This window comes from Streptomyces sp. NRRL S-350, assembly GCF_000719705.1.
Lineage (GTDB): Bacteria > Actinomycetota > Actinomycetes > Streptomycetales > Streptomycetaceae > Kitasatospora.
Genome location: NZ_JOHO01000017.1, coordinates 13,646 through 37,113, shown reverse-complemented (window position 1 = coordinate 37,113; position 23,468 = coordinate 13,646). Strand labels below are relative to the sequence as shown.

General features: G+C 75.1%; 18 protein-coding genes and 1 pseudogene. 8 read left to right on the top strand and 11 right to left on the bottom strand.

What is annotated here, in order from left to right; translation table 11 throughout:
- Positions 1 to 669 precede the first annotated feature (669 nt).
- Both IF30_RS0117885 and IF30_RS0117880 read left to right on the top strand, forming a co-directional pair.
- Positions 670 to 1,794 (top strand): DUF4185 domain-containing protein, encoded by a 1,125-nt coding sequence (locus IF30_RS0117885; RefSeq protein WP_030239007.1) that lies wholly within the window; start codon positions 670 to 672, stop codon positions 1,792 to 1,794.
- A gap of 512 nt (positions 1,795 to 2,306) precedes the next feature.
- Complete coding sequence (locus IF30_RS0117880; protein WP_030239005.1) at positions 2,307 to 3,182, top strand: universal stress protein; 876 nt, start codon at positions 2,307 to 2,309, stop codon at positions 3,180 to 3,182.
- Positions 3,183 to 3,277: 95 nt separating this feature from the next.
- Here IF30_RS0117880 and IF30_RS0117875 read toward each other — a convergent pair whose 3' ends face one another.
- The 3 genes and pseudogenes from IF30_RS0117875 to IF30_RS47930 all read right to left on the bottom strand — a co-directional run bounded on the left by IF30_RS0117875 (position 3,278) and on the right by IF30_RS47930 (position 6,249).
- Positions 3,278 to 3,763 (bottom strand): copper chaperone PCu(A)C, encoded by a 486-nt coding sequence (locus IF30_RS0117875; RefSeq protein ID WP_037900333.1) that lies wholly within the window; start codon positions 3,761 to 3,763, stop codon positions 3,278 to 3,280.
- Positions 3,760 to 5,995, bottom strand: a pseudogene (locus tag IF30_RS41635) (heavy metal translocating P-type ATPase). The gene IF30_RS0117875 and the pseudogene IF30_RS41635 overlap by 4 nt, the downstream one beginning before the upstream one ends.
- A gap of 59 nt (positions 5,996 to 6,054) precedes the next feature.
- On the bottom strand, positions 6,055 to 6,249 hold the full coding sequence (locus tag IF30_RS47930) for a hypothetical protein (protein WP_030238999.1): 195 nt from the start codon (positions 6,247 to 6,249) through the stop codon (positions 6,055 to 6,057).
- Positions 6,250 to 6,542: 293 nt separating this feature from the next.
- Here IF30_RS47930 and IF30_RS0117860 point away from each other — a divergent pair, with 293 nt between their 5' ends.
- Positions 6,543 to 8,321: a TROVE domain-containing protein gene (locus tag IF30_RS0117860; protein ID WP_078891479.1), complete on the top strand. Its 1,779-nt coding sequence runs from the start codon at positions 6,543 to 6,545 to the stop codon at positions 8,319 to 8,321.
- Here IF30_RS0117860 and IF30_RS0117855 read toward each other — a convergent pair whose 3' ends face one another.
- The 3 genes from IF30_RS0117855 to IF30_RS0117845 form a co-directional block, all read right to left on the bottom strand.
- Positions 8,322 to 8,723 carry a hypothetical protein gene (locus tag IF30_RS0117855; protein WP_030238992.1) on the bottom strand — a complete coding sequence of 134 codons (402 nt, stop codon included), beginning with the start codon at positions 8,721 to 8,723 and terminating at the stop codon, positions 8,322 to 8,324.
- A gap of 94 nt (positions 8,724 to 8,817) precedes the next feature.
- Positions 8,818 to 9,231 carry a PPOX class F420-dependent oxidoreductase gene (locus IF30_RS0117850; protein WP_037900331.1) on the bottom strand — a complete coding sequence of 138 codons (414 nt, stop codon included), beginning with the start codon at positions 9,229 to 9,231 and terminating at the stop codon, positions 8,818 to 8,820.
- 42 nt (positions 9,232 to 9,273) lie between these two features.
- Positions 9,274 to 10,647 carry a D-alanyl-D-alanine carboxypeptidase gene (locus IF30_RS0117845; RefSeq protein WP_234322738.1) on the bottom strand — a complete coding sequence of 458 codons (1,374 nt, stop codon included), beginning with the start codon at positions 10,645 to 10,647 and terminating at the stop codon, positions 9,274 to 9,276.
- Between the two features lie 152 nt (positions 10,648 to 10,799).
- Between IF30_RS0117845 and IF30_RS41630 the strand changes: the two genes are divergently transcribed.
- Entirely contained in the window at positions 10,800 to 10,997 is a 198-nt protein-coding gene (locus tag IF30_RS41630; protein ID WP_037900330.1) for a hypothetical protein, read from the top strand.
- Positions 10,998 to 11,112: 115 nt separating this feature from the next.
- Here IF30_RS41630 and IF30_RS0117835 read toward each other — a convergent pair whose 3' ends face one another.
- Positions 11,113 to 12,774: a CYTH and CHAD domain-containing protein gene (locus IF30_RS0117835; protein ID WP_030238982.1), complete on the bottom strand. Its 1,662-nt coding sequence runs from the start codon at positions 12,772 to 12,774 to the stop codon at positions 11,113 to 11,115.
- Positions 12,775 to 12,910: 136 nt separating this feature from the next.
- Between IF30_RS0117835 and IF30_RS0117830 the strand changes: the two genes are divergently transcribed.
- Together IF30_RS0117830 and IF30_RS0117825 are read left to right on the top strand one after the other, a co-directional pair.
- Entirely contained in the window at positions 12,911 to 13,762 is an 852-nt protein-coding gene (locus IF30_RS0117830; RefSeq protein ID WP_030238979.1) for a class II glutamine amidotransferase, read from the top strand.
- A gap of 137 nt (positions 13,763 to 13,899) precedes the next feature.
- A complete protein-coding gene (locus tag IF30_RS0117825) occupies positions 13,900 to 14,274 on the top strand; it encodes a VOC family protein (RefSeq protein ID WP_030238976.1) in 375 nt (124 codons plus the stop codon).
- A gap of 27 nt (positions 14,275 to 14,301) precedes the next feature.
- On the opposite strand, the gene IF30_RS50595 is transcribed toward IF30_RS0117825, so the two are convergent.
- The gene (locus IF30_RS50595) at positions 14,302 to 14,613 is read right to left on the bottom strand and encodes a TetR/AcrR family transcriptional regulator C-terminal domain-containing protein (RefSeq protein WP_324605637.1); all 312 of its coding nucleotides are present in this window, start codon (positions 14,611 to 14,613) and stop codon (positions 14,302 to 14,304) included.
- Positions 14,614 to 14,622: 9 nt separating this feature from the next.
- Positions 14,623 to 15,015, bottom strand: a complete 393-nt coding sequence (locus tag IF30_RS50590) for a TetR/AcrR family transcriptional regulator (RefSeq protein ID WP_051710525.1) — start codon at positions 15,013 to 15,015, stop codon at positions 14,623 to 14,625.
- A gap of 1,057 nt (positions 15,016 to 16,072) precedes the next feature.
- Here IF30_RS50590 and IF30_RS0117815 point away from each other — a divergent pair.
- On the top strand, positions 16,073 to 19,579 hold the full coding sequence (locus IF30_RS0117815; protein ID WP_030238973.1) for a S8 family serine peptidase: 3,507 nt from the start codon (positions 16,073 to 16,075) through the stop codon (positions 19,577 to 19,579).
- Positions 19,580 to 19,718: 139 nt separating this feature from the next.
- Entirely contained in the window at positions 19,719 to 20,750 is a 1,032-nt protein-coding gene (locus tag IF30_RS0117810; RefSeq protein WP_051710523.1) for an alpha/beta fold hydrolase, read from the top strand.
- A gap of 81 nt (positions 20,751 to 20,831) precedes the next feature.
- Here the strand turns inward: IF30_RS0117810 and IF30_RS0117805 are convergent, their stop codons facing one another.
- The gene (locus tag IF30_RS0117805) at positions 20,832 to 22,328 is read right to left on the bottom strand and encodes a VWA domain-containing protein (RefSeq protein ID WP_051710521.1); all 1,497 of its coding nucleotides are present in this window, start codon (positions 22,326 to 22,328) and stop codon (positions 20,832 to 20,834) included.
- A complete protein-coding gene (locus IF30_RS0117800) occupies positions 22,325 to 23,281 on the bottom strand; it encodes an AAA family ATPase (RefSeq protein ID WP_078891476.1) in 957 nt (318 codons plus the stop codon). Before IF30_RS0117800 ends, IF30_RS0117805 begins: the two co-directional genes overlap by 4 nt.
- Positions 23,282 to 23,468 lie beyond the last annotated feature (187 nt).

Genomic DNA, 23,468 nt, shown 5'->3' with positions numbered 1-23,468 from the left:
CACCCCGGCCTCGCGGCCGCCTCACCCCGGCGCTCACCGCTGCACCACCCCGGCCCTCACCGCCGCCTCACCGACCGCAGCCCGATCGGTAAGCCATCGGTAAGACGGCCCCCCTAGGCTCGACCCCCACGGCACAGGACAGGCAGCCACGACCCGGAACCCGGTCGACACGCCCGTCCCACACCCGCCCACGGGCTACCGGCCGGGTCCGCGCAGGGGACGGACCCGGCCGGAGGCACGTCCACCACCCTGCCGCGCACGTCGGCGGAGCCGACGCGGTCAGGCCTCGCCCGCCCGGATCGCCCTGCGGCCGTCCGGCCGGATGCGGGCGGTGCCGGGACGGCGTCCGGCGAGGGGGAAGCTGTCGGTGCACCGGCCGCTACGCACTGCGCCCGGAGCCCTGGCGCCCGGCCCCAAGTCCGGTGAGGCGCCCGCGGCCGGGCGCCTCACCTCGGCACGCTTAGCCCGTTCGGGTGAAGGTCCGTCCACTGACCGACGGGGCGTCGGCGGCCCGCCTAGCGTCGGTGGCGGCCCGCCGACGAGGTGCGCGATCCATGCGGGGCCGCAGGAATGCCGTGAATTCGCCGACCCGGAAAGGCCGTCGACAGCATGACCCACTCAACGCTCTCACCGTTCTCGTCCTCATCGGATCCGTCGGACCCCTCGGACGTGCCGAGCCCGTCGGGCGGGGACGGCGCGACACCCGGCGGGCCCTCCCGCCGCACCCTCCTCAGGTTCGGCCTCGGCGTGGCGGTGGGGGCGGGAGCCCTCGGTCCGGGCGCCACCTCGGCGATCGCCAACGGCCCGTACGACCCGACCAGTCCGACGATCGCCACGAAGGTGAGGAACCTCAGCGGGCCGGCCGAGACCGGGCCGTTCGCCTCGCCGTGGACCGACCTCGGCATCCCCGTACGGTGCCCGGACGGCACCATGCTCTTCGTCTGCGGCGACACCTTCGACGGCGACCGGGTGGGTGCCGCCGACTGGCGCGCCCCGGTCGGCCTGCGCTCCGGCAGCGCGGACCTGAACAACCTGCGCATCGACGGCAGCGTCGGCGGCGGCCACGCCAACAGCCTCGTCGACGAGCCCCACAACCCGGTGGGCGACAAGTTCACCACGGCGATCCCGTCCGACGTGTTCGTGGTCGACGGAGTGCTGTACATGCACCTCATGCGCGGCGTCATCTACGACACCCACCACACCGACTTCTGGCGCTCCACCGACAACGGCGAGACGTGGGAGTACCTGTGCCAGTGGGCGGGTGACCTGCACGGCGGCCAGTTCCAGCAGAAGACGTACGCCGTGGCCGACGACGGCTACTGCTACGTGCTGTCCACGGTCTTCAACCGCGAGGTGGAGTCGGGCATGCTGCTGCACCGGGTGCGGAAGGAGAGCCTCGGCAACCCGGACGCCTACGAGCCGTGGGGCTACGCCGACGGCGGCTGGCGGTGGAACGCGCCGGCGCCGACCACCGTCTTCGGCACCCGCAAGTGGGGCGAGCTGTGCTTCCGCGCCATGGACGGCAAGTACGTCCTCACCTGGCTGAACATGGACCCGCTGTCGATCAGGGCGATGGTCTTCCCGCTCCCGACCTCGGACCTGACCAGGACGCTGGAGCAGGCCATGATCCTCCCCGGCAGCCCGGGCCAGGAGGTCGGCAACCTCGTCGCCAGCCCGTACGGCGGGTTCGTCATCCCCGGCTCGACGTTCGGCAACTTCCACATCGTCGTCAGCCAGTGGTACGACCCGACGAACTACCGGATCATGCAGTACCGGATCAACATGCTGTCCTGAGCCCGCACGGGCCCCGCAGGAACCCGCCCGGGCGGCGGTGAAGGCCCCGCCGACCCGGTCGGCCCGCTCGCTCAGGTTGCACAGCCCGCTTCGCCGCCCCACCTGTCGGTCCCGCTGGTTTCCCGTTGCTGTCCGCCCTGCCTGGCCGGTCCCGGCTCGCCCCGGCTCGGCTCGGCTCGGGTCGGACGCCGTCCCACCGGCGGGACCGCCCTGTTCGCGGCAGGGCCAGGGTGTCGGCGGGGTGGGCGCCGGGGGCGGCCGTAGGCTCCGCGGGCGGGCCTTTCGTCCCGCCGCCGAGGGTCCTGCGCCCCTGCCGTGCGGTCTGGTGCGGCCGCCAGGGTGAGGGAGGGGCGGACGGGGCGTCAGCAAGGCCGGGGCCCGCAACACCCCGACCGCCGGACGGGCCGCCCACCCGGCGGACCGTCCGGCGGACCATCACAGGACTCCGGCCAGCCGGGTGGAAGTCCGATTCATCCCCGGCCGGAAGGCCGGGGTTCCTTGGAGGCATACCGATGAGCGAGCCGAGCGAGCTGACGTCGACCGTGGTGGCCGGAATCGACGGCTCGCCGCAGAGCACCGCCGCCGCCCACTGGGCCGCCGAGGAGGCGGTCCGCCGCGGCGGGTCGCTGCGGCTGGTGCACGCCTGGCCGTGGCTGACCGACGGCGAGTCCTCCTTCGCCGAGCCCGACGCCCTGCCGGACGCCGTCCAGCGGACCCTCGCCGAGGCGGCCGAGGACGTCCGCGGGCGGCATCCGGAGCTGGACGTGCGGACCGACGCGGTCCTGGACGCGCCGGTCGACGGCCTGGTGGCCGCCGCGGCGGACGCCGACCTGCTGGTACTCGGTTCACGCGGTCGCGGCGGCTTCACCGGACTGCTGCTCGGCTCGGTCAGCCGGTCGGTGGCCGGGCGCAGCGGCGTTCCGGTGGTCGTGGTGCGGGACGCCCACGAGGGTGCGCGCGGCGCGGGCGAGGTGGTGGTGGGCGTCGACGCGCACGGCCCGGAGGAGGAGGTGCTCGAGTTCGCCTTCCACGAGGCCGCGCTGCGCGGTGCCCGGATCCGGGCGGTGCACGGCTGGGACCTGCCGCCGGTGTTCGGCTACGCGGGCGGGGCCGTCCCGGCGGGCGAGGTCGCCCAGTTGGAGGCGTTGGAGGCCAAGCTGCTCTCACTCGCCCTGGCTGGTCCGCGCGAGCAGTACCCGGGCGTCGCGGTGGTCGAGGACGTCCGCCTGGGTGCGGCCCGCGGCCTGGTCGAGGCCGCGGCCACCGCCGCGCTGGTCGTGGTCGGCCGGCGTCGGCGTGCGGGCGAGTTCGGCCCCCGGCTCGGACGGGTCGCGCACGCGGTGCTGCACCATGCGGAGGCCCCGGTCGCGGTCGTCCCGCACGGGTGACGGCGGGGCGGCGAAGGCCCGGGCGCCGTTCGGCGGCTCGGCGGCCCGGTCGACTCAGCGGCCGGTCGCTGAGCCGACCGGGCCCCGGAGGCCGCTCAGCGCGGCCGTTCCGCCGGTGCCAGCACCTGTGCTCGGAGCCGGAGTTCGGGGCTGTGGCGGAAGGTGAGGGCGAACTCCACCCACTGCCCGGCCCGCAGCGGTGGCGGGTCGGCGATCATCAGATCGGCGTCCTCCGGTGACATCGCCAGTTCACCGCCGCCCGGCACGGCGAGGGACGCGGTCGGTTCCCAGCGCCCCGCCGCGCCCTGGTGGAGGTGTCGCTTCAGGGTGATCCGGCCGCCGAACTCCCAGCGGGCGCCGGTCAGTTCGTCGGGTATGGCGCCCGGGTTGCGGATGGTGAAGAAGGCCGCCGTGGCCGGGGCCGCGCTCACCGTCGGCAGCAGGACCCAGCCGGGCCCGGCCTCCACCGGGCGGGCGCGGCCGGCGCCGCCGACCGCCGTCCACCCGGTGAGCAGGGCCAGCGTCAGGGCCGCCGCGCCGACCGGCGGGCCGAGGGCCTTCAGCCGTTCCGACACGCTCATCGCCCGGCCCCCGGCCGCCGCGCGGAACCGCCCCGCCCCGGCTGCCGCGCGGAACCGCCCCGCCCCGGCTGCCAGGTGCGCAGCCGCAGGCTGTTGCCCACCACGAGCAGCGAGCTGAGTGACATCGCCACCGACGCCAGCATCGGGTTGAGCAGTCCGACCGCCGCCAGGGGGATCAGCACCACGTTGTAGCCGAAGGCCCACAGCAGGTTGGCGCGGATCGTCGCGAGGGTCCGCCGTGCCAGCCGGACGGCGTCCACCACCGCCTCGATGTCGTCGCGCACCAGGGTCAGTCCGGCCGCGCCGATCGCGGCGTCGCTGCCGGAGGCGAGGGCCACCCCGAGGTCTGCGGAGGCCAGCGCCACCGCGTCGTTGACGCCGTCGCCGACGACGGCCACCGTCCGTCCGGCGGCGCGCAGTTCGGCCACCACCGCGGCCTTGCGCTCGGGCGAGGCCGCGGCGTGCACCCGTTCGATGCCCAGCGCGGCCGCCACCGCGCGGGCGGCGCCGGGGCCGTCCCCGGTGAGCAGCACGGTCTCCAGGCCCAGCGCGCGCAGCCGGTGCAGCGCCCGCCAGCTGCCCGAGCGCAGCGTGTCGCCGACCGTCAGCACGGCCGCCGGCCGTCCGTCCAGCTCGACCACGGCCGCCGTACGGCCCGCGTTCCCGGCCGCCGTGACCGCCTCGGCCAGCGCCGGGGCCAGTACCGGGGGCAGTGCGGGGTCGTCCGGCCGGACCACCCGGACGGCCCGGCCCTCGACCGTCCCGGACACCCCGAGCCCGGTGGCCGCCGTGAAGCCGCCCACGGCGGGCAGGGCCCCGCAGCGATCCCGGGCCGCCGCCGCGACGGCCCGGCCGATGGGGTGCTCGGAGCGGTGCTCGACCGCGCCGGCGAGCCGCAGCGCCTCCTCCTCGGTGACGCCGTCGGCCGTGGCCACCGCCGCCAGCTCCATCCGGCCGGTGGTCAGCGTGCCGGTCTTGTCCATCACCACGGTGTCCACCCGGCGCAGGCTCTCCAGCACCTCCGGGCCGCGCACCAGGACGCCCAGCTCAGCGCCCCGCCCGGTCGCCGCCAGCAGCGCCGTCGGCGTCGCCAGCCCGAGCGCGCACGGGCAGGCCACCACCAGTACCGCGACGGCCGCCGTGACCGCCGCCTGCGGGGCCGCGCCCGCGCCCAGCCAGAAGCCCAGCACCGCGGCCGCGACCGCGAGCACGCAGGGCACGAACACCCCGGCCGCCGCGTCCGCCAGGCGCTGCGCCCGGGCCTTGCCGGCCTGGGCGTCCACGACCAGGGCGGTGATCCGGGCCAGTCGGGTGTCCGCGCCGACGGCCGTGGCCCGGACCACCAGCGCTCCGCCGACGTTCACCGTGGCACCCGCCACCGCGTCCCCGGGGCCGACTTCGACGGGCACGCTCTCCCCGGTCAGCAGGCTCAGGTCGAGCGCCGAACCGCCCTCGACCACCACCCCGTCGGTGGCCACCCGCTCGCCCGGGCGCACCACGAACTCCTGCCCGGGCAGCAGGAGTTCGACCGGAACCAGGCGCTCCTCACCGTCCGCCCCCCCGCAGGCACACCCGCTTGGCGCCCAGCTCGGCCAGCGCCCGCAGCGCGGAACCGCTGCGCCGACGCACCCGGCCCTCCAGCAGCCGCCCGGCGAGGACGAACAGCGGCACCCCGACGGCCGCCTCCAGGTACACGTGCGCCGCGCCGCCGCCGTCGGCGGTCAGCGAGAACGGCATCCGCATGCCCGGATCCCCGGCCCCGCCGAGCAGCAGCGCGTACGCGGACCAGCCGAAGGAGGCCACGACGCCCAGGCTGACCAGGGTGTCCATGGTCGCCGCCGCGTGTCGCAGCCCCTGCCAGGCCCGGCGGTGGAAGGGAGCCGAGCCCCAGGTCACCACCGGGACGGCGAGCGCGAAACAGACCCACTGCCAGGCGGTGAACTGCAGCGAGGGCACCATGGACAGCGCCAGTACGGGGACGGCCGTCAGGGCGGTCACCAGCAGCCGCCACCGGTCGTCGGGCTCCTCCGGCGCCACGGTGACCGGCGCACCCGCCGGCGCCGGCTCGGCGGTGTAGCCCGCCCGTTCGACGGCGGCCACCAGGTCGGCCACCGCCACCCCGGCCGGGTGCAGCACCCGGGCCCGGCCGGTGGCCAGGTTCACCTCGGCCGTCACCCCGTCGATCCGGGCCAGCCGCTTCTCGACCCGGCCCACGCACGCCGCGCAGGTCATCCCGCCGACCGCCAGGTCGGTGGAGACCAGGGCCTCGGCACCGGCCCCCGCGAGGGCGCTCACCGCATCCCGTCCATGTCGTGCCCGTCCATCCCGGGGGACGCGCCGCCCCCGCTGCCCGGCCGCAGCCCGGGCGCCACCGGGCCCACCTGCCGGCCCGCTCCGTACGCCACCACGAACACCACCACCAGCAGCAGGGCGAACCCCGCCAGCACACTCGAGGGCCGGACTCCCGGCGACTTCTTCGCACTCACCCACCAGCAGTCGGACGGGCGGCGCGATCGGTTCCCGGACGCTCCGAAATGCCCGCGCGAATAATCGGATGACGGCCCCGTGGCCGACCGGGTAGCGTCCGGGACGGCGCCTCCCGATGCGCCCGGCCCCGGTTACTTCCTTACTGAAAACAAGTGCCACCGGTGCCACTTCTGATCCCGGGAGGCGCCTGCCGCCGCGTGCGTTCGCACCGCTCCCGCTCCCGCCGCCGCCACCGCTCCCGCCGCTCCCGCCTTCCCAGCCGAACCTGACCACCCACCAGGGGGACCTCTGCATGACCCGGTTCAACCGCCAACGGACCAAGGCCGACACCAGGGCCGAGATCCAGCGAGAACTGCCGGGACTGACCAGGCGCGGGGTGTCCTCCCCGCTCGCCACCGACGGGCAGTGGCCGGTCCCGGAGGTCCGGCACCTGCGCTGCCCGCCGCCTCCGCTCCTCTCCCGCCGGGCGCCGGGCCCGGGCGGGGCGGTCGGTCCGGGCGGCGCGGTCACCAACCACCAGGGCGGTGCCGGATACGTCCGGGAACCGAAGGAGGAGCTGTTCCTCCTCGCCGTCTCCCACCTGTACGGGCAGGAGAGCTTCTACGAGGCGGCCGCCGAGCGCGACGCACGCTACGTCCGCCTGGTCCGGGAGCACGCCGTGAGCGATCCGCAGTGGACCCTGGGCCTGCTGCGCCGCCTGCGCGCCGAGGCCCGCATCCGGACGGCCGCCGTCGTCGGCGCCGCCGAGTTCGTCCACGCCCGGACCACGGCCGGCGCCGCCGGGTTGTCCCGCCAGGCCGTCGACGCCGTGCTCCAACGCCCCGACGAGCCGGGCGAGTTGCTGGCCTACTGGACGTCCCGGTACGGCCGCCGGCTGCCCCAGCCGCTGCGCCGCGGAATCGGCGACGCCGTCCGCCGCCTCTACACCGGCCGGGCCCTGCTGAAGTACGACACCCCTTCGCACCGCTTCCGCTTCGGCGACGTCCTGGAGCTGACCCACCCCGCGCCCGACCCGGCCAAGCCCTGGCAGGGCGCGCTGTTCCGGTACGCCCTGGACCGCCGCCACCACCCGGAGCACGCCCTGCCGCCCGCCGACGAGCACCTGCTGGGCGCCCACCACGCGCTGCTCGCGGTGCCGACGGCGGACCGCCGCACGCTGGTGATTGAACCCGGCGGAGCGCAGCGCCTCGCGCAGGCCGGGATGACGTGGGAGGCCCTGGCCGGCTGGCTGCAGGGCCCGCTGGACGCCGCCGCCTGGGAGGCCGTCATCCCCTCGATGGGTCTGATGGCGCTGGTGCGCAACCTGCGGAACTTCGACCAGGCCGGGGTCTCGGACGAGGTGGCGGCGGAGGTGGCCCGCAGGGTGGCCGACCCGGAGGAGGTCCGGCGCTCCCGGCAGTTCCCGTTCCGCTTCCTGGCCGCCCACCGTGCCGTGCGCTCGCCGCGCTGGGCCGACGCCCTGGAGGCCGCCCTCGGCCACTCGCTGGCCAGGGTGCCCGCGCTCGCGGGCCGCACGCTGGTGCTGGTGGACCGCTCGGGCTCGATGTTCGACCAGCCCTCGGCCCGGACCCAGCTCAACCGGGCGGACTCGGCCGCCATCTTCGGCACCGCGCTGGCGCTGCGGGCCGAGCAGGCCGACCTGGTGCAGTTCGGCAGCGACAGCCGGGTGGTCGAACCGGAGCCGTCGGTCCTGCAGACCCTGCGGCGCTTCCGCAACCTGGGCGGCACCGCCACCGCCCACGCGGTCCGGACGCGCTACCGGGGCCACGACCGGGTGGTCGTGGTGACCGACGAGCAGACCCACTGGTCGCCGAACGACGTCTTCGCGCCCGTGCCCTCGAACGTCCCGGTGTACACCTGGAACCTGGCCGGCTACGCCACCGGCCACACCGCCCCGGGCCCGCACCGCTACACCTTCGGCGGGCTCAGCGACGCGTCCTTCGAACTGATCCCGCTGCTGGAGCACGGCCCCTCCGCCGCCCGCCCGTGGGAGTGGGCCGACGGCGAGGCCGCAGGCGGGCGCGAGGTGGGAGTCGGCAGCGACGCCGGGGCGGGCCCGAGACCGAGCTGATCAGGGCCGTACGCTGCGCGGACCGGCCACGGCGGCTCCCAACGCGCCGACCCGGGCCCGCAGTTCACGGTCGGCGGTGATCACCAGGCAGGCCCGCTCCGGGTGTTCGGCGCGGGCCGCCCGGACCAGCTCCACGATCCGGTCGTCCCCGCTGCCGCTCGCCTCGACCACCCGCACCTCGGGCCGCCCGGCGACGCCCCGGGCCGCCCCCTCCACGACCAGGACCACCTCCAGCGGCCCCGGCCGGTCCGGCAGGCCCCGACCGGCGACGTCGACCAGCGCGTCCCGAAGCCGCTCGGCGGCGCCCCGCCGGTCCCGCCACCAGCCGTCGGGCACCGATCCGACCACGTTCGCGCCGTCCACCACCAGCAGTGGCAGCGGCGCGGTCCCGTTCTCTCCCATGGCCGTCAAGCCTGCCACCCCGGGCCGCATCGGACCGAAACGGGCGACCTGCGCGGCTCGTCCGGCGGCGGGTGCGGTCGGCAGGTGGCCGGCGTCAGTCCGCCAGGGTGATCCGGATGCCGACGGTGCCGCGCTCGCCGCGGCGGAGCCGGCTGCCGAGCAGGGTGAGCACGCCGAGCAGCCCGTACTTCTGGCGCAGCAGCGTGCGGTACGCGGCGGTGCGCCCGGGGTCGAGGATTTCGGCGGTGGCCGGGTATTGCCCGCCGGTCGGCCGGCCCTTGACGTCGCACGGGCCGACCAGGACGTCGGCCCGGTTGCGGATCCGCTTGACCTTCCAGGAGTCCGCGACGGTCCAGACGCCGAGCGCATCCCCGTCGCGGACCACCCACACGGGGGTCGGCACGGTGGTGCCGTCCTTCTTGTACGTGGTGACGAGCAGGTAGCTCCCGGCGGAGAGCTGGACGATCCGGGCGAGCCGGTCCGCGGCGGAGGGGTCGGGCGTGGTCATGGCCGGAAGTCTAGAGGGCGCGACGGGCCGTCCGGCCGCAGGTCAGCGCGGCGCCCGGGGCCGGCGGGTGCGGGCGGGGCGCAGCAGGGCGCGGGCGCGGCGGGTGAGGCGGCGCCGGCCGGGGCCGCCGAGGGCGGTCGCGCCGGGGCGGGCCTGCGGCGCGGCCGCAGCGGCGCCGGCTGCCCGGACGGTGCGGCGGCGGTCGGCGGCGCGGGCGGTGGCCCACACGGCGAGGGCGGTGCCGAGGACGGCGGCCGTCCAGACGGCGGGGGCGAGGCCGGGCCCGTCGCCGCTGATGACGGGCGGGCGGGACCACGGGGGGAGCTGGGAGTCGGCTTCGGCCTCCGCGCCCGCGGAGGGGGCCGCGGAGGTGCCCTGGGAGGGGGCCGGGGAGGACGTCGGGGCGGAGGCGGCCGGGGCGCCGAGGTCGTCGACCAGTCGGCCGACCGGTTGGACCTTGCCCGCCGCCGCGAAGCCCCAGTCGAGCAGGCTCGCCGCCTCCTCGTAGACCTTGCCCTGCGCCTCGGGGTGCATCACCGTCACCAGCAGGGTGCGGCCGCCGCGTTCGGCGGCGCCGGTGAAGGTGGCGCCCGCGTTGGTGGTGTAGCCGTTCTTGACGCCGATCAGGCCCGGGTAGGTGCCGAGCAGCCGGTCGGTGTTGGCGATGTCGAAGCTGGTGCGCTGCCCGGTGAGTTTGTCCAGCCCGCCGGGGAAGTGCGCGGTGCGGGTGCCGCAGTAGGAGCGGAAGTCGGCGTTGCGCAGCCCGGCGCGGGCGAAGAGCGTGAGGTCGTAGGCGGAGGAGACCTGGCCGTCCATGTCGTAGCCGTCGGGGGAGACCACCTTGGTGTCCCTGGCCTGCAGCGTCCCGGCGCGGGCCTGCATCTCGGCGACGGTCTGCGGGATGCCGCCGTTCATGTGGGCGAGGACGTGGACGGCGTCGTTGCCCGAGCTGAGGAAGACCCCCCGCCACAGGTCCTCGACGCGGTACGGCAGGTTCTCCTTGACGCCGACGAGGCTGCTGCCGGTGCCGAGGCCGGCGAGTTCGGCGGGCACGACCCGGTGCTCCAGGGCGCGGTCGAACTTGGGCAGCACGGTGTCCGCGAACAGCATCTTGAGGGTGCTGGCCGGGGGCAGCTGCAGATGGGCGTTGCGGGCCGCGAGCACCTCGCCGGTCTGGGCGTCGGCGACCAGCCAGGAGCGGCCGCTCAGCGCTTTCGGCAGCGCGGGCGCCCCGGCCAGCGGCGCGACCTGGACGTCCGGGCTGGCGAGCCGTTCTCCGCCGACCGGGCCGGCGGCGTCCTGGGCGAGGGCCGTGAGCGCCACCGGGGCGCCGACGGCGAGCACCAGGGCCGAGGCGGCGGCCGCCGCGACCCTGGTCACGTACGGTGACTTCTGCTGCACTCGCTTGGGCTGCACATCGCGAACGTACCCGGGCCGCCGCCGGCCCGCCGTGCCTGCTGCTCCGTCCGGTGCCCGTCGGTGGACGGCCGCCGCGCACGACTTCGGTGGCGGCCGGGCGCACCGAAAGTCGGATGCCCCAGCGGTGGCGGATTCCTGGGCTCGGGGACATGAAGACCCTGCTCGGCTACCTCGGTTTCGTGCTGATCCTCGGCGGCGCGTCCGGTCTGCTGTCCGGTTGGACCGGGGGGTTCCGGCTGTTCGGCTTCGTCCGCTTCCTGGTGCCCGAGGGCCATCAGACGGCCGGGTACGCCGCCCTGTTGGTGCTCGGCGTCCTGCTGGCGGTCCCCGCCGCCCGGCGCGGCTGAGGCCCGGCGCCTCCGCGCCGGGCGGCGGCCCCGGGCCTCGCGCCGGCCGACGCCGGCCCGATCACCGGCGGCCCCGGCACCGTCGTGAGTGCTCCGGCACCGGCGGCGCGACGGTTCAGGGCAGGCGGGTGAGCTTGCGGCGTCCGGCGCGGCGGCGCAGCTTCGGCAGCCGTCGCCGGGCGGCGTCGGCGATGTGCCGCTGCTGTTCGTGGAGCACGCCGTAGGCGAAGGCGTCCCGTTCGCCGCCCGCGTCCTGCCCGGCGAGGGTGATCAGCTCGGCCCGGGCCACGACGCTGTCCTGGTGGGTGCCGAGGACCTTGTGCAGCTTCTTCATCCGGCCACCGAACTTCGCCACCCGCCGGGCCGCGCGCCGAGGGAGCTGCGACTGCGCGTGGTCCGCCGTGTACCGGGCCCGCTTGGCGGCCTTGCGGGCGCCGTGCAGCGCCTGGTCGCGGAGCGGGCCGGGCTCGCTGCGCAGAGCGCGGTCGAGGCGCTCCGTCGTCCGGCGCTGCTCGCGCCGCAGGGCGTCGGAGACGTAGCCGCGCGCGTCCCGGTCGGCCCGGTGGCGCAGGGGCGGGTCGGCGGCGAAGGCGTCGAGCCGGTCCAGCAGGGCGAAGTAGCGGTCGCCGTCGAGTTCGGCGACGGCCCGCTGCCACTCTGCCCGGTACTCCTTGGCGTAGTGCTCGGCGAGCCGGCCGCGCAGGGCGCCGCCGCGCCGTTGGGCGGGCACCGCGTCCAGCCCGCCGACCAGCAGGTCGCCCAGTACCTCGCGGTCCCGGGCGCGGCCGAGCAGTCGCCCGAGCCACTGCAACTCGGCGGCCGCGGTCTGCGCCCGGTCGCCCTTGAAGAGCCGCCGGTGGGCCTTGAGCAGGCTCCGCAGCGTCCGTGCGGCGACCCGCATGCGGTGGACGGAGTCCGCCTCGCCGCGGCGCACCGCCGCATCGAGGGTGAGGAGCGCGTCGAGCCGGCTCCGGAATCCGTCCATGACGAGGGCGCCGGCCGATCCCGCGGCCGGGGTGGATGCCGGCCCGCCCGACCTGCCGGACCGGGGCGTTCCGGGCCCTTCGGACGCCTCGACCGCGGCCGCGCGGCGCTCTCCGAGGGCCCGGGAGAGCTTCGAGGGCCACGGCGAGCGGACCAGGCCCGCGTCGGTGAACGCGGCCTCGACCCGGTCGAGGAGCGCCGGCGTGCCGTGCTCCAGCTCGACCTCGAACTCGGTCCACCCGCGGACCTCGGTCGTGGTCCCGCCCGGTGGGCCGCCTTCGCCGTCGTCCCCCGCCCGGCCGTCCGCGGCCGGCCGGGCGTCCGAGGGGGCGGGGGCGACGCGGTCCGCGTCGAGGACGTGGGCCGCGACCCGGTCCTCGGTGATCCGCGCGAGGGCGTCCCCCCGGTCGTCGCGCAGCACCAGCTGCGAGCGGTGGGTGCGCAGGTGCGCCACCGGGGCGAGCGCGCCGCCGCGGGTGAAGGCGGCGACGAGCTGCGCGAGTTCGGCCGGGACGTCGCCGGGCCCGCCGGCCTCCACCGGCAGCCGGACCTCCTGGCGCACGTCGTCGGTGCGCGGCAGCTTGAGGTGCCAGCCCGCGTCGTTCCCGCCGGTGCGCCGGCGCAGGGTGATGCGCCGGCGGAGCAGACGCAGGTCCGGTGTGTCGTAGTAGACGGCGTCCAGGTCCTCGGACTCGGCGCGTTGAGCGGTGGCGACGCCCGGCACCCGGTCGAGCCGCTCGGGGAGCGCGGCCCCGTCGTACTTCCGCTCCGTTTCCGCATGTTGTGTGCCCATGTCCTGCTCGTGCCCGCAATCGGCGCAGCCATGTGCGGGGTCCGGGCCGAGGGGCCCGGCCGGGCGCCTCGGCCTACGGTGGAAGGAGTCGGCCGACGAGGCCGTACGACGCGTTGCCGTGAGGACGGTGAGCCGCATGTGTCGATGGTTGGCCTATTCCGGGTCCCCGATCGTGCTGGAGGAACTGCTCTACAAGCCCGAGCACTCGCTGATCGACCAGAGCCGCCACGCCCGGATGGGCGTGGAGACGACCAACGGCGACGGTTTCGGCGTCGGCTGGTACCCCGACGCGCACCAGGAGGCCGACGGCGCCGCGGAGCCGGCGGTCTTCCGGGCGGTCGGGCCGGCGTGGAGCGACCGGAACCTGCACGAGCTGGCACACTGCGTGCGCTCACCGCTGTTCGTCGCCCACATCCGCGCCTCCACCGGCACAGCGGTGCAGCAGACCAACTGCCACCCGTTCCGGTACGGGCGCTGGCTCTGGATGCACAACGGGGCGATCCGCGACTTCCCGAAGCTCAAGCGCGATCTGGCCCTCGCCGTGGACGCCTCCCTCTACCCCGGCATCGAGGGCTCCACGGACTCGGAGCTGATGTTCTACCTGGCGCTCACCTTCGGCCTGCGGGACGACGTGCCGGGGGCGGTCGAGCGCATGGCCGGCTTCGTCGAGACGGTCGCGGCCCGCCACGACGTGGCCGACCCGATGCAGATGACGGTCGCCGTCTCCGAGGGGAAGCGGCTGTGGGCGTTCCGCTACTCGACCGAGCGCGCCTCGCGCTCGCTGTTCTTCAGCACCAGCCTCCAGGCGCTGCGCGCGCTGCACCCGGACAATCCCGTCCTGCAGAAGGTGTCCGAGGAGACCCGCATCATCGTCTCCGAACCCCTCGGCGACCTGTCGGGGGCCTGGAACCCCGTTCCCGAATCGTCCTACGCGCTCGTCCAGGAAGGGCGCGACGCGATCCGCCTGTTCAAACCGGTCCGCCCCTGAGCGCCGCAAGCCGCCCGCCCGTGCGGCCGCCCGCCGGCCCGGCTCACGACGGTGCATGCCGGCCCGGGCACCGGGTACGCACACCGGTGCGACAAACGGGCCGTGGCGGGCGGCCCCGCTACGGAAGGTGCCCGGAAGTGATCAGGAAGCTGCAGGCGGTAGCGCTGGACTGCGCCGATCCGGTACGGCTCGCGGAGTTCTACGCGAACCTGCTCGGCGGCCGGGTCGTCCCCGACCCGGAGGACCCCGACTGGATCGAGGTGCACGGGTTCGAGGGGACGCCGTTGGCCTGCCAGCGGGTGGACGGCTACCGGCCGCCCGAATGGCCCGGCCGGCAGCATCCGCAACAACTCCACCTGGATTTCGACGTGGACGACCTCGACGGCGAGGAGGAGCGGGCGCTCGCCCTCGGGGCGACCCTGCTGGAGCGGACGGACCGGCTCCGCCCGGAGGCCAACTGGCGCGTCTACGCGGACCCGGCGGGCCATCCGTTCTGCCTGTGCCTCCACTGATCGGGGGTACGGACCGGCCCTCCTCGATCAGCCACCGCACGGGTCGGCTACCGCCCCCGCGGCGATCCCGTCGAGCAGGATGGCCAGGCCGGTGAGCAGCGGGAAGCGATCGGCGAAGTCCGGCGCCAGTTCGGCCGGTCGGGCGGAGCGCGCGGTCCACCACTCCTCGTCCGCGAGGCCGCCGACGAACTGCCAGAGCGCGGCGACCGCTCCGCGCAACCGCGCCGGTGCCAGGCCGGCCGGCCGCAGCGCGCGCAACAGGCGTTCCACCGCGGCGACTTCGGCGGGCCCGAGCACCGGGCGGCCCTGTAAGACCGGGAGCACCCAGGGGCGGCGCAGGGAGCAGGCCTACAACTCCTCGGCCCACGTGGTGACGGCTCCGCGCCAGCCGTCCGCGGGCGCCGATCCGACCGCGAACGCGGGGCGTCCGGCGGGTTCCGGCGGTTCCGGAGGTTCCGGCATTTCGGCGAGCACGCGGTCGTGCATCAGGTCGAGCAGTTCGGCTTTTCCTGGAACGTACGTGTAGAGCGCCATCGCGGTGCGGCCGAGCCGTTCGCCCACGGCGCGCATCGACAGCGCGGCCATGCCCTCGGCGCCGGCCACCGCGATTCCGGCGGACACGATCGCGTCCACGCTCAGGCCCGGCTTGGGGCCGCTGCACCCCGGGCGCGGTTCCTCGCGCCCGCCCCACAGCAGGGTGAGCGACCGGTGGGCGGCGCCCTGCCCGGCGTGGACGGTCATCCGGAATCTCCTTATGGCATAAAGAATCGTCGCGGAAAAGCGACTCTTTATGGCGCGAGGTTATCAATCGAAGGGTTTTCGCGAGGTCACTGCCGGTCACCTCGTCGAGGCCGTCGAGGACCGCCGGATCGCCCCGCGCACCGCCCGGACCGCCTTCGCGGCCGAGGGAACCGGCCGACACCGTCGGCACCGCGCCCGACCAGCAGCTCAAGCTCCGCCCTCCCCGCGCCGGGCAGGCCGAGCGCCCGTCGAGACGGCCCGACGGGGCTGGTACCGGGCCTACTTGGCGGGTCCCGGAACCCCTGCGCCCGCTGCTGCGCAGCTTCACTGCGCGGCCGGAAACCCTGGCACCCGGCTGGTCGACATCGACCTCGTGCCGTACGGCGCCACCGGCCCGGCCTCCGCCTGGGCGCTGCGCGCCGCACCGAGGGGCCGGCACCTGGTCGAGGGCTCGGGGCGCCGACGTCGTCGGTCGACTTCACGGGCTGTTGACGCCACCGGCTGACCCGGGACGACGCGCGCCCGCCACCGAGGACCTGGTGGACGCTCAGGAGCGGCGGGCCGCCACCTGATCGGGCGGACGGCCGGTCAGGTCCGGGCGGGTGCGGCCCCGAGGGTGCGTGGACGAACTCCCGGTCGCCCGAAAACGGGCGGCAAGCCCCGGCCGTGGGGCCCGGTTTCGGCCCGGGCGGGCAGGGAAGGACAAGTGTCTGTGTCGACAAGTAGGCAGTCGACAAGGCTGCTGCCGGTGGCGGTGTTTCGCCACTGTCGGGAGTTCGCCATCCGCATTTCCGGTGCCGGTCCGGCCGGTTCCGCCCGGGTCCGGTCGGGCTTGCTCGGGGAAAAGGGGCGGACATGGCCCGATTTCTGCCGTGAATTTTACTTTCTGATGGTCATTTTTACTTTTTGATGGGGATATTCCCCTTGTCGTGGTCGTGCCGGATGCGCTGGAATTCGACAGCTGTCGGGACGCGCGGTCCGAGCAACCACGCCTCCGATCCGGATCCGCGTACGCTGAGCCGTGCAACCTGACGTCGCATCAGACGAAAGGATGTCCATGATCGGCTGGCGGAAAGCCCAGCTAACAGCTGCCATCACGGTCACCGCCGCGTCCATGGTCCTGAGCTTCGGGACCAGTGCCAACGCAGCTCCGACCCCGGACCCGCAGAACGCCCAGGCGGCGTCCGCGGACGGGACCCCGGTGCCGGTGATCGTGATCCTCAAGGACCAGATAACGGACGCCCCGGCCGACCACGGCCACCTGGGTGCCCGCCAGCAGAAGGCCGCCGACTCGCAGGCGCCGCTGCTGAACAAGGTCAAGGCGGGCGGCGGCACCAACATCAAGACCTTCGTGGTCGGCAACGCCTTCTCGGCCACGGTCAGCCCCGCCCTGCGCGCCCAGCTGCAGGCGGACCCGGCCGTCTCCTCCGTGGTGACGGACGCCCAGGTCCAGGTCGCCCCGGCGGCCGCCGGCAAGGCGAAGACCGCCAAGGACGCCGCCGACACCGCGGGTGCCGCGGCCGCGAAGGCGCCCAAGGCCGCCGCCGCGCAGGCCGTTACGGGCAGCAACGGCCAGGGCGCCGAGGAGAACGCGACCAACACGGTCTGCCCCTCCGACCCCGGCAAGCCCCTGCTGGAGCCCGAGGGCCTGTACTCGACCCGCGCCGTCACCGGCAACGGCAAGCCCGGCGCGGCCGACCTGGCCACCGGCAAGGGCGTCAAGGTCGCCTACATCGCGGACGCCCTCGACCCGAACAACCCGGACTTCATCCGGGCCGACGGCTCGCACGCCGTGGTCGACTACAAGGACTTCGCGGGCGACGGCTGGGACGCGCCGAGCGGCGCGGCGGAGGCCTTCGGCGACGCCTCGGCGGTCATCGCCCAGGGCCGCCAGACCTACGACGTCTCGAAGTTCGTCAACTCCTCGCACCCGCTCCCGGCCGGCTGCAACATCCGCATCCGCGGCCTCGCCCCGGACGCCGACCTGGTCGCCCTCAAGGCCGGCGGCGAGCTGATGTCCAACTCGTCGATCCTGCAGTCGATCGACTACGCGGTGCGGGTCGCCCACGTGGACGTCCTGAACGAGTCCTTCGGCGGCAACGTCACCCCGGACAGCGGCGCGCACGACACCATCTCGCTCTTCAACGAGCAGGCCGTCAAGGCCGGTGTCACCGTGGCCGTCTCCTCCGGCGACGCGGGCATCAGCGGCACCATCGGCACGCCGTCCACCGACCCGTCCGTCATCTCGGTCGGCGCCTCCACGGACAACCAGAACTACCAGCAGACCGGTTACGCCGCCTCCCAGTTCTCCAACAAGACCTGGAGCGACAACCGCATCTCCGCGCTCTCCTCGGGCGGCTTCACCCAGGCCGGCCGCACGGTCGACCTGGTCGCGCCGGGCGAGTCGGACTGGGCGGTGTGCACCCCCGACGTCACCAAGTACACCGAGTGCACCGGCTTCAACGGCCAGGCCTCGCCGATCCAGCCGTTCGGCGGCACCAGCCAGGCCGCCCCGTTCGTCACCGGCGCCGCGGCCCTGGTCATCCAGGCCTACCGCGACACCCACGGCGGCGACTCGCCCTCCCCGGCGCTGGTGAAGAAGTTCATCACCGGCACCGCCACCGACCTCGGCGTCCCGGCCGAGGAGCAGGGCGCCGGTCTGCTGAACGTCCGGGCCGCCGTCGAGGCCGCCCGCGGCTACGACGACGGCGACGGCACCGAGGGCGCCAACACCGTCGTGGTCAACACCGGCCAGGTCGACATCGCCGGCGCCCCCGGCTCGACCCACACCGCCGACGTGTCCGTCACCAACACCAGTGACGAGCCGCAGACGGTGAGCGCCGCGACCCGCAGCTTCGCCCCGCAGTCCGGCAGCCAGCAGACCGTCCAGCTGGACTCGTCCGCGAAGGACACCTTCAAGTACGCCACCAACGGCGCGGACTGGGTGCAGAAGCAGGTCAAGTTCACGGTGCCGGCCGGCGCCGACCGCCTCGCGGCCTCGATCGCCTGGCACGGCGCGCCCAACCCGGTCACCAACGGCCCGGTGGTCCGCATGACGCTGCTCGACCCGTCGGGCCGCTTCGAGACCAACACCCGCCCGCAGGGCGGCGCCACGCCGGCCGACTTCGGCCTCGTCGACGTCCCGCACCCGGTGGCCGGCGAGTGGACCGCGATCCTCTACACCCCGGCGGGCAAGGCCGGCTTCACCGGCCCCGTCCAGCTGGGCACCGCGACCCAGCGCGCGGTGCCGGCCGGCGCCGTCAGCCCGAGCACCACCGAGCTGCAGCCCGGTCAGACCAAGACCCTCAAGGTCCAGCTGACCACCCCGGCGACCAGCGGTGACTCCAGCGAGGCGATCACCGTCTCCGCCTCCAACGGCAACACCACCAGCGTGCCCGTCGTGCTGCGCAGCCTCGTCCCCGTCAACCAGGGCAAGGGCACCTTCACCGGCACCATCACCGGTGGCAACGGCCGCAGCGCCTCGCCGACGCAGAGCTTCACCTACGGCTTCGACGTCCCGAAGGGCCAGAAGGACCTGCGGGTCGGCGTCACCGTCGGCAAGGACGCCAACCTGCTCATGCAGGGCGCGCTGATCAGCCCGAACGGCACCCCGATCGACATCGAGGGCAACGGCCTGTTCGACGCCCAGGGCAACCTGACCGGCTCCGCGGCCGGCGTCTCGGCCACCACCGTCAACCCGGCCGCCGGCCACTGGCGGTTCGTCCTGAACGTGCTCGGCCCGGTCAGCGGCCAGCAGCTCGCCCAGGACTTCACCGGCACCGTCGCCTTCAACCAGGACCAGGCCACCGCGGCCGGCCTGCCGAACGACGCGCACACCAAGCTGGCGGCCGGCAAGCCGGTCACCGTCCAGGTGAACTACACCAACAACACCGTCGCCACCCAGAAGATCGCGGCCGACGGCCGGCTGGACCGCCGGGTCGACCTGCCGCTGGTGCCACAGGGCACCTCGGCGACGGTCAACCTGCCGCTGAGCCTCAGCTCCTCGGTGCCGTCCTTCCTGGTGCCGCCGGGCACCGACCAGCTCAAGGCCGTGGCGGCGTCCTCGACGCCGGCGCAGATCGAGCTGAGCGCCACCACCGGCTCCCCGGACCTGTTCGGCGACCTGAAGAAGGCCCAGGACGGCTCCGCCCTCTCGGTCGTGACCGACAACGGCACCGCCGAGCAGCCGATCGTCCCGGGCAACTGGGGCACCTTCGTCCAGCAGATCGGCCCGTTCGGCAACGGCGGGGCGCCGACCGGCACCTCCACCATCACGGCCACCGCGCACACCCAGGCCTTCGACCCGGCGCTGGCCTCCAGCACCGGTGACCCGTACGCCGCCTCGGTGAACGCCTCGGCCCAGGCCGCCAACCCGGTGGCCGTCGCCCCCGGCGCCACCGGCTCGCTTCAGGTGACGCTGACCCCGACCGGCCCGAAGGGCAGCACGGTCAAGGGCGTGCTGTACCTGGTCTCCGGCCCGACCGGGGTGGCCACCGCCAACAACGCCCTGAACACCACCGGTTCGGTGCTCGCGGCGATCCCTTACAGCTACACGGTGAACTGACACCACGTCGGACCACCCTGAGGCCGAGGCCGTCCCGGATCCCCCGGGGCGGCCTCGGCTGCTTCCGGTGGACGGAAGGACGAGGGGTTCCGACCGTCGCCGGGTGGGCAGGTTCGGATACGGACGTACGTTCTGTCGAATGGGGAGTTCCGTGAGTTCTGCGAGTCCTGTGAGTCCGGTGTCCTACGAGGCGGTCAAGCACCGCGAGGTCGAGGTGAACGGGGTGCGGCTGCACCTCGCCGAACAGGGGGAGGGGCCGCTGGTCCTGCTGCTGCACGGCTTCCCCGAGAGCTGGTACTCGTGGCGCCACCAGTTCGGGCCGCTCGCCGAGGCCGGCTACCGGGTGGTGGCGCCCGACCAGCGCGGCTACGCCCGCAGCGAGCAGCCCGCGAGCGTGGACGCCTACACCCTGCTGCACCTGGTCGGCGACGTGACGGCGCTGATCGGCGCCCTCGGGGAGGAGCGGGCGGTGGTGGTCGGGCACGACTGGGGCGCCCCCGTCGCCTGGGCCACCGCGGCGCTGCGCCCCGACCTGGTGCGCGGCGTCGCCGGGCTGAGCGTGCCGCCGCTGGCGTCCGGGCCGTCGCCGCTGGCGCCGGCCCGGGAGAAGTTCGGCGAGGGCTTCTACCAGATCTACTTCCAGGAGCCGGGCCGGGCCGACGCCGAGCTGGCAGCCGACCCGAAGGCCTCCTTCCGCCGCATCCTCGGGCACCCCCGCGCCGACGGGGACCCGAAGCCGTGGGTCGTCCCGGACGGCACGAAGCTGCTGGACAGCCTGCCGGAGCCGGAGCGGCTTCCCGCCTGGCTCACCGAGGCGGACCTCGACGCGTTCGCGGCCGACTACGCCCGGCACGGTGAGCGGGCCTTCACCGGCGGCCTCAACTGGTACCGCAACATCGACCGGAACAACGAGCTGATGGCGGCGTTCGCCGGCCGGCGGATCGAGGCGCCCGCGCTGTACGTCGTCGGTGACGAGGACCTGGTGAACGCCATGGTCCCGGCCGAGGTGATGGCCCACCTGCTGGAGCAGGTGACGCCGCATCTGCACCGGCACGTCCGCCTCCCGGAGACCGGGCACTGGACGCAGCAGGAGCGGCCGGCGGAGGTCAACGAGGCGCTGCTGGACTTCCTCGGGTCACTGGACCGGACGCAGGACCAGTCGCAGGACTAGCCGCAGGGCTAGTCGCCGGGCCGGTCGCCCGGGCCGGGAGGCGAAGCCGGCCTGCGCCGCCCGGGGTCTCCCCGGGCGGCGTCAGACCGGCAGCAGGCGGGTGATCAGTTCGCCGAGGCGGCGGGCGTTGCGGCAGGGGTGCATCTCCACGACGTCGGCGTAGGCGAGGGCGGCGGAGTCGCCGGTGGGCCAGAGGGAGGGCGGCTCGGGGTTGAGCCAGAAGACCCGCCGGGCCCGGGCGGCGATCCGGCGCAGTGCGTCCGGGTCGGGGTCGCGGTGGTTGGTGCGGGCGTCGCCGAGGACGAGGACACAGGTGCGCGGGCCGACCGCGTCCAGGTGGTGCCCGGCGAAGTCGCCCAGGGCGGAGCCGTAGTCGCTGTTGCCGTGGTGGCCCGTCACGTCGGCCTCGGCGAGGATCCGGGCGGCCAGGCGGGCCGGGTCGTCGCCGTCGCGGAGCAGGCCGGTGACCTCGGCGGTGCGGTTGACGAAGGCGAACACCCGTACCTTGCTGAACTGTTCGCTCATCGCCTGCACCAGCAGCATGGTGAAGTCGGCGAAGCCCGCCACTGAGCCCGAGACGTCGCACAGCAGCACCAGTTCCGGCCGGGCCGGGCGGCGCAGCCGGTACGCGGGGCGCAGCGGCACGCCGCCGGTGGTCAGGGAGCGGCGCAGGGTGCGGCGCAGGTCGATCTGCCCGCGGGCGGCGCGGCGGCGTCGGGCGGCCAGGCGGGTGGCGAGCTTGCGGGCCAGCGGGTGCACGGTGCGGCGTAGTTCGGCGAGCTGGTCGCGGCCGGCGTAGAGGAAGTCGATCCGGTCGGCGGTCGGGGCGACGGCGCGTTCGGCGATCCGCTCGGGGCCGTGCAGTTCGGCGGCGCGGCGGCGGGCCTCGCCGGAGACCAGGGCGCGGAAGTCGCTGATGCGGCGGCGGATCTCGTCGGCGAGGAGACGGTCGGCGAGGTCCGTGGCGCCATGCCGGTCGAGCGGGCCGCCGTGCTGGTCGCGTACGGCCTGCCGGTCGCGCAGGGCGGCGAGGATCCGGGCGAGCAGCGTCTCGGGGGAGAGCCGGCCGAGCGCCTGCTGCGCGGACCAGCCGGCGGAGCCGGGGGCGCTGCCGGCGCCGTAGCGGCCGAAGGCCTCCACCACCTCGCCGGCCAGTCGGGCCTGAGCGGCGAGGTCGTCGGCGGCGAGCGCGGCGGCGAGCCGCTCGCGCAGCTGGTCCCGCAGCGGGTCGGGGCGGCCGAAGCGGGGTGGCTCGGGGCCGTCGGGCAGCGGCGGCGGGTCGGCGCGGACGGCTTCGGGGGTGCCGACGCCCAGCGGGAAGAACAGGTCGAAGGTCGCGTCGAAGACCGACCGCTGGCCGTCGGAGCGCAGCAGGGCGGCGGCCAGCCCGGCCCGCATCTGCTCGCGGTCGGCGAAACCGAGGACGTCGAGGACGGCGGCTGCGTCCACCGTTTCGGCGGGGCCGATCCGCAGGCCGTGCCCGCGCAGGGCCCGGACCAGGCCGGTGAGGCGGGCGGCGGTGTCGGCCGCCTCCCGGGTGGACGGTCCCGGGCCGCCCGGCCGCGGTGTGGCGGTCATGCGGGAGTGAGCTTCCCGGCGGCCTTGCGGATGTCGTCCTGGTGCTTGAGGACCACGCCGAGGGTGTCCCGGACGGCCGCCTCGTCCAGGGTGTCCGAGCCGAGGGCGAGCAGGGTGCGGGCCCAGTCGATGGTCTCGGCGACGGACGGGGCCTTGCGGAGGTCCATCGCGCGCAGGGCGCCGACGATCCGGACCAGCGATTCGGCCAGGGTGTCGTCCAGGCCGGGCACCTTGAGCCGGACGATCCGGCGCTCCGACTCGGCGTCCGGGTAGTCGAGGTGGAGGAAGAGGCAGCGCCGGCGCAGCGCCTCGGAGAGTTCGCGGGTGGCGTTGGAGGTGAGCAGGACGAACGGGCGGCGGCTCGCGGTGATGGTGCCGAGTTCGGGGACGGTGACCTGGAAGTCGCTGAGCACCTCCAGCAGCAGCGCCTCGACTTCGACGTCGGCCTTGTCCATCTCGTCGATCAGCAGCACCGTCGGCTCCTCGCCGCGGATGGCGGTGAGCAGTGGGCGGGTGAGCAGGAACTCCTCGCCGAAGATGTCGGTGCGGGCGTCCTGCCAGCCCTCGTCGCGGCCGGCGGTGATCCGCAGCAACTGCTTGGCGTGGTTCCACTCGTAGAGCGCGCGGGCCTCGTCGATGCCCTCGTAGCACTGCAGGCGGACCAGCCGGGCCCGCCCGATCTCGGCGACGGCCTTGGCGAGTTCGGTCTTGCCGACTCCGGCGGGGCCCTCGACCAGCAGCGGCTTGCCGAGCCGGTCGGCGAGGAAGACGGTGGTGGCCACGGCGGTGGAGGCGAGGTAGCCGGCGGCGGCCAGCTGTTCGGCGGCGTCGGCCACCGACGTGAAGAAGCCCGTGCCGGTGTGGTTGCCGCTACCGCTGTCTTGCGTGTCGCGGGTGCCGGGTGTGTCGCCCGCACCGCTGGTGCCGTTGCCGCCGCTGGTGCCGTTGGCCATGTGCCCGCCCCGTTCCGGTTCGCCGTCTCCGTGCGGCGCCACCCTACCGGCCGGTCACTTCGGCGTCCCGACGTCCGGGGGAGGGCGCGGGGCGCGCCGCGGCGGCACGGCGCGGGCACGGTACGGGGGAGCGGCGTACGGCGTGGTGCGGGTGCCGTACGCCGCTGTCGGGCCGGTGGGGCCCCGG

Bases quoted from the DNA above. Each gene is read 5' to 3' on its own strand.
- IF30_RS0117855 (WP_030238992.1), bottom strand. From the start codon at position 8,723: ATGGGAGAGAACGGGACCGCGCCGCTGCCACTGCTGGTGGTGGACGGC.
- IF30_RS41630 (WP_037900330.1), top strand. From the start codon at position 10,800: ATGAAGACCCTGCTCGGCTACCTCGGTTTCGTGCTGATCCTCGGCGGC.
- IF30_RS0117875 (WP_037900333.1), bottom strand. From the start codon at position 3,763: ATGAGCGTGTCGGAACGGCTGAAGGCCCTCGGCCCGCCGGTCGGCGCG.
- IF30_RS0117835 (WP_030238982.1), bottom strand. From the start codon at position 12,774: ATGGGCACACAACATGCGGAAACGGAGCGGAAGTACGACGGGGCCGCG.
- IF30_RS0117810 (WP_051710523.1), top strand. From the start codon at position 19,719: ATGGGGAGTTCCGTGAGTTCTGCGAGTCCTGTGAGTCCGGTGTCCTAC.
- IF30_RS50590 (WP_051710525.1), bottom strand. From the start codon at position 15,015: ATGACCGTCCACGCCGGGCAGGGCGCCGCCCACCGGTCGCTCACCCTG.
- IF30_RS0117800 (WP_078891476.1), bottom strand. From the start codon at position 23,281: ATGGCCAACGGCACCAGCGGCGGCAACGGCACCAGCGGTGCGGGCGAC.
- IF30_RS0117815 (WP_030238973.1), top strand. From the start codon at position 16,073: ATGATCGGCTGGCGGAAAGCCCAGCTAACAGCTGCCATCACGGTCACC.
- IF30_RS0117850 (WP_037900331.1), bottom strand. From the start codon at position 9,231: ATGACCACGCCCGACCCCTCCGCCGCGGACCGGCTCGCCCGGATCGTC.
- IF30_RS0117830 (WP_030238979.1), top strand. From the start codon at position 12,911: ATGTGTCGATGGTTGGCCTATTCCGGGTCCCCGATCGTGCTGGAGGAA.
- IF30_RS0117805 (WP_051710521.1), bottom strand. From the start codon at position 22,328: ATGACCGCCACACCGCGGCCGGGCGGCCCGGGACCGTCCACCCGGGAG.
- IF30_RS0117860 (WP_078891479.1), top strand. From the start codon at position 6,543: ATGACCCGGTTCAACCGCCAACGGACCAAGGCCGACACCAGGGCCGAG.
- IF30_RS0117880 (WP_030239005.1), top strand. From the start codon at position 2,307: ATGAGCGAGCCGAGCGAGCTGACGTCGACCGTGGTGGCCGGAATCGAC.